Below are 15,298 nucleotides of genomic sequence, written 5' to 3'. Positions count from 1 at the left end.
GTAAATGTAAATTTGATAATTATTATAAATAAAAGAAATATGAACCCATTACTATTAACTGACGGTTACAAAGTTGACCACAGAAGACAATACCCAAACGGAACTACAATTGTATATTCTAACTGGACGCCAAGAAAATCAAGAATTGAAACCGTTGATGAAGTAGTCTTTTTTGGATTGCAGTATTTTATCAAAAAATATATTATTCATGACTTTGAAGAGTACTTTTTCAAAAAGCCAAAAGAAGAAGTAGTTAAGAAATACGCTCGCAGAATCAATAATTATTTGGGCGAAAATCAAGTTGGAACTAAACATATCGAAGATTTACACGATTTAGGATATATTCCGATGGTTTTTAAAGCTTTGCCAGAAGGGGCAAGCGTTCCGTTGAGAGTTCCGATGTTTACGATGTACAATACAATTCCAGAATTTTTCTGGCTGACGAATTATTTCGAAACGTTACTTTCTGCGGTAGTTTGGTTGCCTTGTAATTCTGCTACAATTGCAAAAGAATACCGAAAAGTATTAGACAAATATGCAGCCGAAACTTCTTCTACTCCAGAATTTGTGGACTGGCAGGCGCACGATTTCTCAATGAGAGGAATGGGCGGAATTGAAGCGGCTTTAACTTCGGCAGCCGGACATTTATTGAGTTTCACAGGATCTGATACGATTCCAGCAATTGATTTCTTGGAAGAATATTACAATGCCAATTCAGATCAGGAATTGGTGGCAGGTTCAGTAGCGGCAACAGAGCATTCTGTTATGTGTATGGGAACAACTGAGGGCGAGTACGAAACTTTCAAAAGATTAATTACAGAAGTGTATCCAAAAGGAATTGTTTCTATCGTTTCTGATACTTGGGATTTATGGAAAGTTCTAACCGATTATCTTCCAAGATTAAAAGAAGAAATCGTTTCAAGAGAAGGCAAAGTAGTAATTCGTCCTGATAGCGGTGATCCGGTAGATATTATCTGCGGAAATCCAAACGGAAAAACAGAACAAGAGAAAAAAGGGGTTATCGAATTGCTTTGGGATGTTTTTGGTGGGACTACAAACGCTAAAGGATTCAAAGAATTGGTTCCGCAAATTGGAGCGATTTATGGAGACAGTATTACAGTAGCAAGAGCAACTCAAATCTGCGAAAGATTAAAAGAAAAAGGATTTGCTTCTACAAACGTTGTTTTAGGAATCGGATCTTTCACTTATCAGTACAATACAAGAGATACTTTTGGTTTTGCGATGAAAGCCACTTACGGAGAAGTAAACGGAGAAGGAAGAGCAATCTTTAAAGATCCAATTACAGACGACGGAACTAAAAAATCGGCTAAAGGATTGATGAAAATCGATTTAATAGATGGTAAGTATCACTTAACTGATAATGTTTCTTGGGAAGAAGAAAAACAAGGAGAATTGAAGGAAGTTTTTAGAGATGGAAAACTTTTGGTTGATCAATCGCTAAGTGAAATCAGAACTAGAGTAAAAAGTGATGTAAGCATCGAAGCTTAATTATAGCAAAAAGCCTGAATTTTAAATTCAGGCTTTTTTTATGATTTGTTTTTACATTCTGTTTGTCATTCCGAGGAACGAGGAATCTTCGTTGCTAAATCGACAAAGATTGACATGCTTTGTGGAGCTACTCGCGAAGATTTCTCCTTCGTCGAAATGACAAGATTCTGTAAACTGTACAGAAAATTACTTCTTATAAAAGTTATTATGATCAATATATTCCCAAACCTTTGGCGGAAGTAAAGGCTGAATATTTTTCCCTTCTTTAATATTATTTCGAATAAAAGTTGAAGAAATCTCTACGATCGGTGCATCAATCACATGAATTTTTGGATGCGATTTTAATTCCATATTTTCAGGTTCATCAGAAATTCTTGGATACACATAAATATCATGATTTTCTAGAATTACTTCATAGTTCTTCCATTTATGAAGCGTTTTCAGATTGTCTTCGCCCATAATTAATGAAAATTCATGATTTGGGTATTTCTCCTGTAAATGAGCGAGTGTAATAACCGTATAACTCGGCTGGGGTAATTTAAACTCGATATCAGACGGTTTTATTTTCGGATAGTCTTCTGTTGCCAGAAAAACCATTTGTAAGCGCTGTTGATCGTCTAATAAAGTTGCTTTCTTTTTTAACGGATTATGAGGTGTAACCACCATCCAAATCTGATCTAAACCAGCATACTCTGCCATATGATTGGCAATGATTAAATGACCAACGTGAATTGGATTATAAGTTCCGAAATAAAGACCTATTTTCATTTTCTAGAGTTTCACATAGAGTCGCTAAGATAGCACAAAGATTCGCAAAGTTTAAAAAACCTTTTGCGAATCTCTGTGTTTGTCTTTGTGAATCTTTGTGTAATAAAATTACTTATTTACGAATTCTTTCACTAATTGATATGCTTCTTCTTTAGCAGTATCTAAATCGTAGTTTTTAATAATGGTATCAAATTGAGGAGCAGTTGCCAATTCAACCGATGCCTTAGCAATACGCATATTAATTTTGTCGTCGCTTTCTGTAGAACGCTGTTTTAATCTGCGTTTTAATTCGTCAACACTTGGGGGTTTTACAAAAACCGCTAAGGTTTCTTCTGGAAATTTATGTTTAATACGCAGACCTCCAGCAACATCAATATCGAATATTACATTTTTTCCTAAAGCCCAGATTCTTTCAATTTCCGATTTTAAAGTTCCGTAGAAATTGTCACGGTAAACTTCTTCCCATTCCAAAAATTCTTCGGCTTTAATATGCTTTTTAAATTGCTCTAGCGAAATAAAATAATAATCTTTTCCATGCTCTTCTTCTCCGCGCGGATCACGTGAAGCAGCCGAGATCGAAAATTCTAGATTTAAATCTTCTTTCCCTAGTAAATGTTTTACGATAGTTGTTTTTCCCGATCCTGAGGGAGCTGAGAAAACAATTAATTTTCCTTTGTTCATTGTGTGTTTATGTGTGATCTGTCTTTAAAAGCTAAATTCTTTTTCTAGGACAGATAGTAATTCATTATATGAAATTAATTCATCGACTGTTGGGTAATATCCTAAATATGTTTTTGGATTATCGAAAGAAAAGCTATTTGTATTCTTTCCATTTCTAACATATACTTTGTATCCGACTCCATCTAGGACATGTTTTTTTGTTCGAGAGATTAATCGTTCTCCTCTATCTGAATCAATTTTTGGTTTACCAAACTTATATCTTATGGCTTCCATATTTGGAAGGAATTCAACATTTGTAATAAGTAAATTAAGCCAAATTAATTCTGGATCTTTTGGTTTTAATTTACCAATACTTTCTTTAGGAAAACGTATTTCATCAATTTTGGTAACACTTTTAATGTTTTTAGAATACCAAAATTTCTGAGCAATCCATTCATTTATCTGATTTTTGAATATTCTTAAAACTACAGTTTTACTTTCAATAGAATCTTTATAAATGCGTATTTCTTGCTTATACTCTAAAGTATTTGGTATTTCTAAAATTTTATTTATTTCAGATGCTTCTTGACTGAAACAATTCAATATTACGAAAAAGCAAAAGACGAAATAATATTTCATCTTTAAAGAACATTCAATACTTGCTCCTTAATCTTCTCCAATTCATCTTTCATCATTACGACTAATTTCTGCATTTGAGCATGATTCGATTTAGAACCCATTGTATTGATTTCACGTCCCATTTCTTGAGTGATAAAGCCAAGTTTTCGTCCGTTGGCTTCAGTGCCATTTAAAGTCTCTAAAAAGTAATCTAAATGATTTCCTAAACGTACTTTTTCTTCTGTGATGTCTAATTTCTCTAAATAATAGATTAATTCCTGCTCAAAACGATTTTCGTCTACATTAACCTGCAATTCTGAAATAGCAGTTTGTAAACGATCTTTTATAGCTTGTATACGCTCTGGATCAAGTGCCAGCGTATCATTCATGTACTGACGAATATTTGAAATACGAAGATTGAATTCTTTTTCAAGAGACTCGCCTTCGTCTTTACGGAAATTTAAAATATTTTGAAGAGCTTCGTCTATAATAACTTGAATTTGCTCCCAATCATCTTCGTCAATTTCTTCGCGTTCTGTTTTTAACGTATCTGGCATACGAACGGCCATTTTCATTAATTCAGTTTCATCGGCATCAGCGTAAACCTCTTTCAATTGTGCAATGTAGCTTCTTACAACAGGTACGTTTACTTTAGTTGAAGTTTGTTCTGCAGTGCTTTCTACATATATTGCAAAATCAACTTTTCCTCTTTCTAGTTTTGTTGAAATTTGAGTTCGTAGTCCAAGTTCCATTTCGCGGTAAAGCGATGGCATTCTTACATTCAAATCTAAACCTTTACTGTTTAGGGATTTTACTTCAACGGTAATTTTCTTTGTAGGCAATTGCAAAGAAGCTTTGCCAAACCCTGTCATAGATTGTATCATATAATTGAGTATAAAGGCGCAAAGATAATTAAAAGTTTGATGCCTTGTGTTGTAAATTGTGAATCAGTTTTGTAGGTCAAAATTTATGGTTATTCTTACGATAATGCATTTATCACTTCAGCTACATTTTTCTGGCTGTTGCCAATGTAGATTTTTCCATCGATAATAAAAACCGGACGGCTCAGGAAAGTATAATGTTCTAAAATATATTTTTTAAAATCGGCTTCTGTCAAAGATTTGTCTTTCAGCCCCATTGACTTATATAATTGAGCTTTTTTGCTAAACAACGCTTCGTAGCTTCCAGAAAGTTGGTGCATTTCTTCTAGCTGTTCTTCTGTAATGGGGTCTTGTTTAATGTCTTGAAAAACAAGATTGTTTTCTGGAAGGCTTTTAATGATTTTGCGACAAGTGTCGCAAGAAGCTAAGTAATATATTTTGTTCATAATTTTATGAATTTGTTAGAATGCAAAGAAAATCCATTTGAAGCTTAAAAATGACTAATTTTAGAAAAAAAAATAAATTATGAGTTCAGTTTTTGATGTTCACAAGATAATTAGAGAAAATCTCTTAAAATTTTTAGACAACCATTCGTTAGAACAATTAAATAAAGTTCCTGATGGTTTTAGTAATAATATTATTTGGAATATAGGTCACTGCATTTCTTCGCAACAGCTTTTGGTTTATAAATTGTCAGGGCTTCCAACAATGGTTTCAGAAGATTTCATTAACAAATACAGAAAAGGAACCAAACCAGAAGGTGATGTTTCTCAAGCAGAAGTTGATGAGATTAGAACATTGCTTTTCTCAACATTAGAAAAAACAAAAAATGATTTTGAAAGCGGACTTTTTGTAGGCTATAATGAATATACTACAAGTATGGGGTTCACGCTCCGTAATGTTCAAGATGCTTTAGATTTTAATAATTATCACGAAGGCATTCATACAGGAATTATAATGGCATTGAGAAAATTGGTTTAAAAAAAATCCCGCATCAAGCGGGATTTTTTTATTCTATTATGGTTTCAATGGTAACCTTCATTGCTCCGGCACCTTTGCTTTTAGCGATATCCATAAAAGCTCTTTTAGACAAATCGATTTCGCGGGTTTTTACAAATGGACCACGATCGGTGATTTTTACGATAACAAATTTGCCATTGGCTTCATTAGTTACTTTCACTCTAGTTCCAAAAGGTAGTTTCTTATGGGCTGCAGTATAGTTATTGTTGTTAAATCTGCTTCCATTAGCGGTTCTTTTTCCATTAAAACGATCTGCATAGTAGGAGGCATGAGCGTTTTTCTTGTATGGTCTAAGTTTTAAACCTTTGTCAGTAAAAACAGAATCGGGTAGTGGAACAAGGACTGGTTTTATATTTTTAACAGTATCTTGAATGATTTTAGGTTCTGTTGTAGGTTTGGTTTGGCTTATAACATACGTAAAGCCGCTAATTAAGGTTAAAGCAATTGTGGCGAATAAAATGTTTTTTTTATTTCTCATGGGTTATTTCTTTTCAGACTTGGGGGGAGTTTGTACAAATAATATGCCGAGATAAAAAAAGCCCTGTAGAAAGGGCTTTAATTGGTATTTTCTAGAACCAAAGGTTCCAAGGAATTCTACTTAAAATAAGCAATAATCCTAATCCGTAAAAAATAGCAAAGGTTTTAAATTTAGCTTCGCTATTGATTAATTTTTTATGTTTAGACCATCCGATAGTAATTAGGATGATAGCAATAATGTTAATTAGAGGGTGCTCTAATGATGTTAATCTTAATTCGGCATTAGACATTTGTCCAAATGCTGCTTTTCCAAGCGGAGAAACAAAATATAAGATTAAGCCAATTAATAATTGAGTGTGTGTGCCAATTAAAGCAAATAAAGCGATTTTACGATCTTTACCAGTAAATTCTTTTTTTGAAGTTACTCCGATGATAGCGTTAACAACTGCAACCACTAAAAGCAGTATAGCTAAGTACGCCCAGCCGGAGTGAAATTTTTGTAGAAAATTATACATAAACTGTGTTTTTTGTTCAAAACAAATATAACAAAAAAGGCTATAAAAAAACGGCATTAAACTTAAAAGTCAATGCCGTTTTTATTATTTATTTAGATTCTAAATTTTAGAAATCGTAACGTAAACTAAAGTTCCAAGTTCTTCCGTAACCAAAGTAAACTCTGTTTGCTGTAGCAACTCCATTGTAAACTTCCCCAGCCTGTGCATAAGTTACACCAGCAGGGTTTGCTGTAGAAGGAGCTGTTTTGTAATCACTTGTAAAGATGTTAGTAAATGATTCGTTGATGAATACTTTATCAAACACGTTGTTTACATTTAATCTGAAATTTAATGCCCCAATTTTAGGAGCGATGTTCCATTTGTAAGAGATACCAGCATCTGTAGTTGCGAAACCTGGTAATTCCATTGCGCCTTTGTTATTTGCAACAGAAAATTTAGATACATCGATATTTCCGTATAATTTTTCTGAGTAGTTAAGGTTAGCGTCAACATTAAGACCATCTAAGATTTCGTAAGCCGCACCAATTGCCATTGTTGTTTGAGCGTTGTTTCCAACTTTTACGCCATCAAGATATAAAGGTTGATCTCCACTAATTGGATTATTTGCAACATCAAAACGACTGCTAGTAGCATTTCCGCTATATTTCCAGTCACCTACAGAGATCATTCCGTTTAGTTTTAATTTGTCAATTAACTTAGCATTAACATCTAATTCTATTCCCTTATGTATTTCATTAACACCTTGGAAAGTATAGTATCCGCTTGGGTTAGTTGGCGCTTGGTCTGTTGCAGTTGTAAATCTGTCATCCCAAGTAGTGTAATAAGCATTTAAGTTTGCATTAAAGATTGCAGAACGGAAACCGTAACCAAGTTCGATTGCTTTGATTTTTTCGTTTGTAAGGTTAGGATTAACAATTGAAGCATTGTTAGGGTATACTGCGTTGAAAAACGGTTGTTTTGAGTATATTCCTCCATTTACAAATACATTGTGGTGTTCGTTAATGTTGTAGTTGGCTCCAGCTTTAACATCTCCACCTGTAATAGTTTTGAAACCTGTTTTAGCAAGTGGGCTATCATAAGCATACTTGAAATGGTCAAGTCTTTGGTAAGCCTGTTGAGATATAGCTCCTTGAAGGAAAGCTGTTAAGTTACCAGTAGTATATTCCAATTGAGTAAAAGCTCCGTAGTAATTAACTTTACTGTCGTTCCAGTAGTTTATTCTTTGTTGGTAGTCTGTGCTAACAAATGGATTTCCATTTGGTCTTGGAGCATAAGTAGTGTTAAAATAGCCAGGATTGTTATTTACGTCAGCAACGTTTTTGTAAACATCAGCTCCAAGCAAATCAATTAGGTTTTGGAAGTGAATACCTTGATACATTCTTCCTTCAACTCCAAAATCGAATGTAAGATTTTCAGAGAATTTTTTATCTAAATTGATTACTGCACCATACCAGTTGTGTGAGTTTACAGAAGCAATTTGAGACAAACCATTAGTTAAGTTTGTTGCATTACCAGTTGATGAAACGTTCTCATATTTACCATTAACAGGAGTTCTTGTTCCTAATGTTGTTGGTTTTCCAGAGTTCCAATTCTCAATTAAGTCAAAATTGATTGTTCCGTCAGCATTTCTTAAAGTGTTGCCATTGTATGGTGTGCTACCTTTAATACCACCGGTTGAATTAGTACCTCCTCCACGTCCCCATGAAGCATAACCTACTGTAGATAATTTTGTAGTTTCGTTGATATCGTAATCCCAGTTAAGAGACATTACAGGTTTGTGGTAATAATTTGTTTTAAAATTATATTCCTCACCATTTCTCATTCCCCAATCAGCGTTGTATTTGATGTTAGGGTCAGTGCCATTACCATATTTTATGTAATCACTTAATAGAGGAGATTGAGTTCTTTGGTCGTGCCATTGAGGTGCTCCTGTAAATGTAAATTGGAAGTTATGTTTATCGCTAGCTTTGTAACCTAAAGCGATGAAATAATTGTATCCTTCAAATTCAGTACCGTTAACGTATCCGTCTCCAGCTGTTCTACTAAATAAAACAGAAGCCGAAAGGCCGTTTTTCATAACTCCTGTGTTGTAAGAAGCTTGTGCTTTTATGTAATTGTTGTTACCAAAAGAAGAAGATACAGATCCGCCTTCTTTCATGTCAGATGTTTTTGTAATGATATTGATTGTTCCTCCTACAGAAGAAATCGCCAATTTAGAAGCTCCAAGACCTCTTTGAACTTGCATTGCAGAAGTTACGTCAGAGATACCTGCCCAGTTGCTCCAGAATACAGCACTGTTTTCCATATCGTTGATTGGAACTCCGTTAACCATAACAGCAATATTTTTTTGGTCAAATCCACGAATCGCAATTCTTGAATCCCCATATCCACCTCCTGCTTTTGAAGCATATACAGATGGAGTGCTTTTTAAGATTTCAGGAAACTCTTGTGAACCTAATTTTGATTGAATTTCAGCAGCTTTAATTGTTGAAACAGCAACCGGAGTTTTTCTGTCTTTAGCAACGTCAATAACGCTACTTTTTACTACAACTTCGCTTAATTCGTTAGAATTAGAAGCTACCAAAGTAATAGTTCCTACGTTTGTAGTTGCGCCGTTAGACACATTAAATTTCACAGTTTGGTTGTCATAACCTAAAAAAGAGATAACAATCTCACCTGTGCTTGATGGTGAAGTAAGGGTGAATTTACCATCAAAATCTGTTGAAGTTGCTGTAGTAGATCCTTTGATCACCACATTTGCTCCTGGTAACCCACCTGTTCCGTCGGTAATTTTACCAGTAACTTTTCCTTGAGAAAATACGGTTGAAACTATCATAAAAAATAGTCCGGTCAGTAACCAATTTTTCATTTTCTTCATTTTGTTATTGAGTTTATTGTTTTTGGCAAAATTATAACAAATAACTCAGATAATGTTATCGAAATGTTAAGAAAAGTAAGTTTTGTTTTTTGTGCTGCGCATTAAAATGAATTTTTAGCTTTTCTTTACTTAAAATATTGTTTTATTGAATTTAAACAATGGTTTTTTGTTAAAAATGTAATTATTCTGTTAAGGTTGTAAGTTGGCTTTTGCAACTTGCCGTTTATTTCTGCTTTTGGTCGGTTTTAAATGTAAAAAACGTCCTAATTTTACTCGTAATTAGGACGTTTCAAAAGTTATAGAATATTTAAATAAATGTTTTTATTTATTCTTTAGAAAATGATTTAACAAAAATGAAGTTGAACTATCATGACTTTTAACAGTCTTAGAGTTGATTTCATCTAAGATAGAATTTGCCAATTGTTTACCCAATTCAACTCCCCATTGGTCAAAGCTGAAAATGTTCCAGATAACACCTTGAACAAAGATCTTATGTTCGTATAACGCGATTAAAGATCCTAAACTTTTCGGAGTAAGTTTTTGAATCAAGATAGTATTAGTCGGTTTGTTTCCTGTGAAAACTTTGAAAGGTCTTAAATAAGAAGCTTTTTCAGCTGAAAGTCCTTGTTTGTCAAATTCTGCTTGTACTTGTGCTTCTGTTTTACCATTCAGTAAAGCCTCTGTTTGAGCGAAAAAGTTTGACATTAATTTATCGTGATGATCTTCGTTGCCATAAAGTGGTTTTACAAATCCGATAAAATCTGTTGGGATTCTTTTTGTTCCTTGGTGAATCAATTGGAAGAAAGCGTGTTGAGAGTTTGTTCCAGGCTCTCCCCAAATAATTGTTCCCGTTTGATAGTTAACTGGTTTTCCGTCGCGACCAACGCTTTTTCCATTACTTTCCATAAAAGCTTGTTGCAAATAAGGAGCAAGCTTGTGTAAATATTGGGTGTACGGAATTAGAGCTTCACTTTCGGCACCATAAAAATTATTGTACCAAACGCTTAATAAAGCTAAAATAACTGGGATGTTTTGATCAAATTCTGCCGATTTGAAATGCTCATCCATTTCATATGCGCCATTTAATAAATCATTATAATTATCAAATCCAACGGCCAAAGCTATGCTTAAACCAACTGCACTCCATAAAGAAAATCTTCCTCCAACCCAGTCCCACATAGGGAAAACGTTATTTGGGTTAATTCCGAACTCTGTTACTTTCTGAATGTTTGTGGAAACCGCTACGAAGTGCTTTGCAATATCTTCTTGAGAAGCCGATTTTAAAAACCATTCTTTAATAGTTTCTGAATTTGAAAGCGTTTCTTGGGTAGTAAAAGTTTTAGAAACAATTACAAAAAGTGTCGTTTCAGGATTTAGTTTTTTGATAACTTCATTAACATGATCACCGTCAACGTTTGAAACGAAATGTGTATTTAAATGGTTTTTGTAAAACTGTAAAGCTTCAACAGCCATAACAGGGCCAAGGTCAGAACCGCCAATTCCGATATTTACGATATCAGTAAAAGCTTTTCCAGTGTATCCTTTTCTCTGTCCAGAAATTACTTCTTGGGTAAAGTTTTTGATTTTATTTTTTACTTCGTAAACCTCAGGAATTACATTTTCTCCGTCAACTTTAATTACTGCCGATTCTGGAGCGCGCAATGCCGTATGTAAAACAGCACGATTTTCTGTCTGATTGATTAATTCTCCTCCAAAATATTGTGCAATTGCATCTTTCAGTCCGATTGAATTTGCTAATTCTAGTAAAAGAGAAACAGTTTCCTGACTGATATTATTTTTTGAATAATCTACTAAAAAGTCATTCCATTGCAAATTGAATTTTTCAGCACGAGCACTATCTTGTTGAAACAATTCTTGTATTGTGGTTTCGTGAATTGCGTTATAGTGGTTTTGTAGATTTTTCCACGCTTCAGTCCCAGTTGGGTTTGTTGTGTTTAAAGCCATTTTTATCTATAATTGAGTTTGTTTTTTGAAACACAAAAATACTGAAATAACTTTTAAAAGGGTAACGGTTCACGATTATATAACAATTAGTTACGAAAACGTTTTATGTAAACCGTCATAATTTTTTCCAGACAACTTCAGCTGTTACGGACTTTCCGCCTTGAGTGGTATTGGTTACAGTATATTTGAGTTCATTGTTTTTCAAAGTATACGATCTCTTTTGAATTGTTTCTTCCCAATTTGGAAACGTTGCTGTTTTTATATTAAAAATGATCGTCTTATTTGCTTCGTTAATTTCATACATTCCAAAATGCGCATTACTTCCTTGAACAATGGCGGCATTTTCTTCGGGAGTACATTTATTTTTGTCTCCCGAAACAATTTTTGCGCGGTCATTTTTGTATATCTGAATGGCGTAATTTCCTTGTTCATCAAAAAACAAAAAACCTTTAGGATTTACATCATAAGGAAGGTTCTTCGTTCCGTCTGAATTTATATTTTCTACCGAAACCAAAGTCCATGAGCCTAAAAGTTCGGTCTTCTTCTGTGCACTCATCGAATTTGCGATCAAAAGCAGCAGCATCAAAAGGATGTTTTTCATCTTCAAAAATTTAATAGTTTACTTTAATAATTTCTCCATTTATAGTTTCTTCAATGCTTTTTGTATAAGCATTTATTAAATCTTCGATTGGAATGTCGGCGACTTTGGCTGGACTTATTGCATTTATTCGAATTCCTCTTTCTAATTCTAGTGAAGTAGCAAGAACAAAACTGTTGATGCCACCATTTACAATTGCTTTAGCGATGTTGTTTTTTACAGGTTTATCGGCCATTTTTCCTGAAGTGAGAGTAAAAGATCCTTTTTCGTTTAGGTATTTCTGACCAATTAAAACGAGATTGATTTGTCCTAGCAATTTATTTTGAATGCCGATATTTAATTTTTCTTCGTCAAGCGAAAATAAATCTCCCGTATAGCAATCGCCTGCAACACAAATGCAAGAATCGATGTCCTTAACTTTTTCGAATAATTTTTCGATCGAATTGGAATCGGAGAGATCGACTCTAAAATCACCGCTGTTTCTTCCAGCCGAAATGACTTCATGATTTTTGGATAGAGCTGGTTCCAGAATTTTACCAATTGTTCCATTTGCTCCAATTATAAGAATTCTCATTTTATATATTTTTAGTTTGTTATTTATAACAAAATTAGAAGGTTAGCCCTTCTGAAAAATTGTATTATTTGGTACTAAAATTGTATTTTAGCAAAATGACAAATATGAATTTATATCATCCTTTTGAAGTTGATTTTAAAGAATTGGAGCAGTTTCCGAAAACAGTTCGGAAAAACAATTTTTTTGAGTTGATTTATATTGTCAGCGGAACCGGAATTCAGGTTATTAATGATAACCAATTTCAGTACCAAAAAGGGAATTTGTTTCTAATAACGCCGCAAGACATACATTCATTTGAAATTACAACGCGCACGAAATTCTTTTTTCTTCGGTTTAATGAGTATTATATAAAAGAAAATTCTCAAAACGGACAATCAGATAATATTCTTCGAATGGAATATATTCTTCAAAATGCAAGCCATCGTCCAGGATGTATTCTAAAAAATCAGATTGACAAACCTTTAATTGCGTCATTGATCGGAAATATAATTGATGAGCAGAACAATCAGCAAATTTATCATCAAAAGATTACAGAGCAGATCGTAAACACTATAATTACAATTGTGGCCAGAAATATTGCTTTGAAACTTCCGAAAAATATTAAGGAAACAACAGGAGAATTGGTTCTTGAAATATTGCATTACATTCAGGAAAACATCTACGATCCGAAAGAATTAAAGTCTGAAAGAATAAGCGGACATTTTAATATCACGCTTAACTATTTGGGAAAATATTTTAAGAAACAAACGGGTGAAACACTGCAAGAATATATTGCAAATTATAAGTTGAGATTAATCGAAGCGAGACTTTTAAACAGTGACATGCGGATTAATGAAATTGCGGATGAATTAAATTATTCGGATGAAAGTCACTTGAATAAGGTTTTTAGAAAATACAAAGGAATGAATCCGTCTGAGTTTAGAAAAAAATATGCTAAATAACTGAAATTTAGTTTACCAAATTTTCCACCACGGTTTCTTGTTGATTTCGATCACTTTTTTCGTTACATCAACATCAATTCTTTTTGGAACTTCGGTTTTAATTTTAGAATCATCAAAAAATAGTTTTCCATTTTCGTCCATTCCGAGCGGAAATTTTGTTCTTTCTTTCCATTCTTCGGTTTGTAATTCTGGAATTAAATCAGCATCGATTTTTTCGCGAAAGCGTTTTTGAGCTTTTTCAATAATTTCTTCTTCTAAATTAGAAGATGAATTTTTAAAAAGCGAAATCGAATTGTCTGGAATGTTCAAAAGGAAAATTTGAGTTTTATCTTCAATTTTTTGAATGTCCAGTACTTTGAAATAAGCAATTGAGTCTAAAAGATAATGACCAATTCTTGCCGAATCAGGGTTAAATTTTGACAAATCTTTGGCATGCGCACTAGCAATTAGATATCTAAAATTGCCTGAAATTCCTCCGCCAATCGAAGTCATGTCTGTAAAACCTTTTTCTTGAATAATTTGCCCGACTTTATAATTTGAAATTAAATTTTCAGCCAGATTGGTGTCTCTGTAAAATAATTTTAAACCAGAAAAAGTTTCATTGTACATGGTTTTAAGACGTTCATTTTTCATGATTTTAGTGCAGAATAATTTTCAAAAATGATTATTACAGATTTCCAATGCTGTCCAATTCTCTTTTTAAAGGCTCGATCTGCTTCATGAAACGAGTTCTGTCGCTTCCTGTAAGAGATTCTCCAGTTGGAAGATTTAATCGAAGAGCATCCACTTGAACTCCATTTTTCCAAAAACGGTAACAAACATGAGGGCCAGAAGCTAAACCTGTACTTCCAACTAAACCAATAGTCTGGCCTTGAGTAACGCGCTGTCCGCGGCGAACTAGGATTTTAGACATGTGTAAATATTGGGTAGAGTAGGTTCCGTTGTGTTTTACTTTTACAAAGTTTCCGTTTCCTGCGGTATATCCCGTAGCTTCTACAACGCCAGAAGCTGTTGTTGAAATTGGTGTTCCTGTTGGAGCGGCATAATCGGTTCCTTTGTGTGCTTTCCAAGTATGTTGCACCGGATGGTATCTGTTCATGGTAAATCTTGAAGTGATTCGGCTGAATTTAATAGGTGTTTTTAAGAAGAAGTTTTTAAGTGTTTTTCCTTCATCATCATAATATTCAATCTTTCCAGAAGTAGTGTCTCTTTCAAAAGGAAAAGCGTAGATGATTTTTCCTTTATATTCAAAGAATGCCGCTTCAAGATCCTCAACTCCGTCATACGTTTTTCCGTTAATGAAACGTTCGGTGAAAATTAGTCCGTAACGATCTCCTTTTTTAAGTTTAAAGAAGTCAATAGACCAAGAGAATACTTTTGTGATTCGGCTTGCCAAAGCGGTTTCGACACTTTCGTTTCCTAAAGTTTCTGATAAAGAGCTTTTAAGAACGCCGCCAATCATTTTTCTTTTAAAAGTAACGGGTTTTATTTTTTTGTAAGCTTTTGCAATGCTGTCTCTTAAATCTAGAACATAATAGCTTAAAGCATCTGGCTGATAAATAAAAACTTGAAGATTGTTCGTTTTGTTTTTAGAACGAAGCAAAGTAAAAGGTTTGCCGTAACGAATATTTCTAACATTGAAAGAATCTTTTACCTGTTCGACAATTTCATTTACTTTTTTGTCTCCAATATTTTGGCTTTGCAAAATAGAGCCAAAAGAATCTCCTTTCGAAATAGTATCGTTAACAACATTAAAGTCTGCGTAATTAAAACCGAATTCTATTTTTTTGGTTGCTGGTTTAGTAATTTTGGCTTCTACTTTTTCTTCTGCTTTTTTACATGAAAAAATAGAAAACAAGACAATTAAAATTACGACTGCTTTTTTCAAACTTTA

The 15,298-nt window shown here is 33.6% G+C and carries 16 protein-coding genes; 3 read left to right on the top strand and 13 right to left on the bottom strand.

From position 1 onward, the window contains the following. Positions 1 to 39 precede the first annotated feature (39 nt). On the top strand, positions 40 to 1,509 hold the full coding sequence (locus tag J7574_RS01125; RefSeq protein WP_290963073.1) for a nicotinate phosphoribosyltransferase: 1,470 nt from the start codon (positions 40 to 42) through the stop codon (positions 1,507 to 1,509). A 186-nt stretch (positions 1,510 to 1,695) separates the two neighbouring features. Here J7574_RS01125 and nadD read toward each other — a convergent pair whose 3' ends face one another. From nadD to J7574_RS01100, 5 genes are all read right to left on the bottom strand, one after another. Then, positions 1,696 to 2,277, bottom strand: a complete 582-nt coding sequence (gene nadD, locus J7574_RS01120) for a nicotinate (nicotinamide) nucleotide adenylyltransferase (RefSeq protein ID WP_290963071.1) — start codon at positions 2,275 to 2,277, stop codon at positions 1,696 to 1,698. 108 nt (positions 2,278 to 2,385) lie between these two features. Beyond that, entirely contained in the window at positions 2,386 to 2,958 is a 573-nt protein-coding gene (gmk, locus tag J7574_RS01115) for a guanylate kinase (protein WP_248728599.1), read from the bottom strand. A 24-nt stretch (positions 2,959 to 2,982) separates the two neighbouring features. Next, positions 2,983 to 3,576 carry a hypothetical protein gene (locus tag J7574_RS01110; RefSeq protein ID WP_290963067.1) on the bottom strand — a complete coding sequence of 198 codons (594 nt, stop codon included), beginning with the start codon at positions 3,574 to 3,576 and terminating at the stop codon, positions 2,983 to 2,985. A 2-nt stretch (positions 3,577 to 3,578) separates the two neighbouring features. Beyond that, entirely contained in the window at positions 3,579 to 4,439 is an 861-nt protein-coding gene (locus tag J7574_RS01105) for a YicC/YloC family endoribonuclease (RefSeq protein WP_290963065.1), read from the bottom strand. Positions 4,440 to 4,534: 95 nt separating this feature from the next. Continuing rightward, positions 4,535 to 4,882, bottom strand: a complete 348-nt coding sequence (locus J7574_RS01100; protein WP_290963063.1) for an arsenate reductase family protein — start codon at positions 4,880 to 4,882, stop codon at positions 4,535 to 4,537. Positions 4,883 to 4,961: 79 nt separating this feature from the next. On the opposite strand from J7574_RS01100, the gene J7574_RS01095 reads away from it, so the two are divergent. After that, entirely contained in the window at positions 4,962 to 5,417 is a 456-nt protein-coding gene (locus tag J7574_RS01095) for a DinB family protein (protein WP_290963061.1), read from the top strand. 28 nt (positions 5,418 to 5,445) lie between these two features. Here J7574_RS01095 and J7574_RS01090 read toward each other — a convergent pair whose 3' ends face one another. The 6 genes from J7574_RS01090 to J7574_RS01065 form a co-directional block, all read right to left on the bottom strand. After that, positions 5,446 to 5,934 (bottom strand): septal ring lytic transglycosylase RlpA family protein, encoded by a 489-nt coding sequence (locus J7574_RS01090; RefSeq protein ID WP_290963059.1) that lies wholly within the window; start codon positions 5,932 to 5,934, stop codon positions 5,446 to 5,448. Positions 5,935 to 6,025: 91 nt separating this feature from the next. Beyond that, entirely contained in the window at positions 6,026 to 6,448 is a 423-nt protein-coding gene (locus J7574_RS01085) for a hypothetical protein (protein WP_290963057.1), read from the bottom strand. A 106-nt stretch (positions 6,449 to 6,554) separates the two neighbouring features. Beyond that, positions 6,555 to 9,317, bottom strand: coding sequence for a TonB-dependent receptor (locus tag J7574_RS01080; RefSeq protein ID WP_367272526.1), 2,763 nt, complete (start codon positions 9,315 to 9,317; stop codon positions 6,555 to 6,557). A gap of 330 nt (positions 9,318 to 9,647) precedes the next feature. Then, a complete protein-coding gene (gene pgi, locus J7574_RS01075; protein ID WP_290963053.1) occupies positions 9,648 to 11,291 on the bottom strand; it encodes a glucose-6-phosphate isomerase in 1,644 nt (547 codons plus the stop codon). A 115-nt stretch (positions 11,292 to 11,406) separates the two neighbouring features. Further along, on the bottom strand, positions 11,407 to 11,892 hold the full coding sequence (locus J7574_RS01070) for a lipocalin-like domain-containing protein (protein WP_290963051.1): 486 nt from the start codon (positions 11,890 to 11,892) through the stop codon (positions 11,407 to 11,409). Between the two features lie 10 nt (positions 11,893 to 11,902). Then, positions 11,903 to 12,463: a short chain dehydrogenase gene (locus J7574_RS01065; protein ID WP_290963049.1), complete on the bottom strand. Its 561-nt coding sequence runs from the start codon at positions 12,461 to 12,463 to the stop codon at positions 11,903 to 11,905. 104 nt (positions 12,464 to 12,567) lie between these two features. Between J7574_RS01065 and J7574_RS01060 the strand changes: the two genes are divergently transcribed. Then, a complete protein-coding gene (locus J7574_RS01060) occupies positions 12,568 to 13,404 on the top strand; it encodes an AraC family transcriptional regulator (RefSeq protein ID WP_290963047.1) in 837 nt (278 codons plus the stop codon). A gap of 12 nt (positions 13,405 to 13,416) precedes the next feature. On the opposite strand, the gene J7574_RS01055 is transcribed toward J7574_RS01060, so the two are convergent. Both J7574_RS01055 and J7574_RS01050 read right to left on the bottom strand, forming a co-directional pair. Continuing rightward, positions 13,417 to 14,037 (bottom strand): hypothetical protein, encoded by a 621-nt coding sequence (locus J7574_RS01055; RefSeq protein ID WP_290963045.1) that lies wholly within the window; start codon positions 14,035 to 14,037, stop codon positions 13,417 to 13,419. Positions 14,038 to 14,071: 34 nt separating this feature from the next. Next, positions 14,072 to 15,292, bottom strand: a complete 1,221-nt coding sequence (locus J7574_RS01050) for a peptidoglycan DD-metalloendopeptidase family protein (protein ID WP_290963043.1) — start codon at positions 15,290 to 15,292, stop codon at positions 14,072 to 14,074. Positions 15,293 to 15,298: the final 6 nt, after the last annotated feature.

It is taken from the genome of Flavobacterium sp. (assembly GCF_017744675.1).
GTDB lineage: Bacteria > Bacteroidota > Bacteroidia > Flavobacteriales > Flavobacteriaceae > Flavobacterium.
This window is presented reverse-complemented; position numbering and strand designations above follow the sequence as displayed.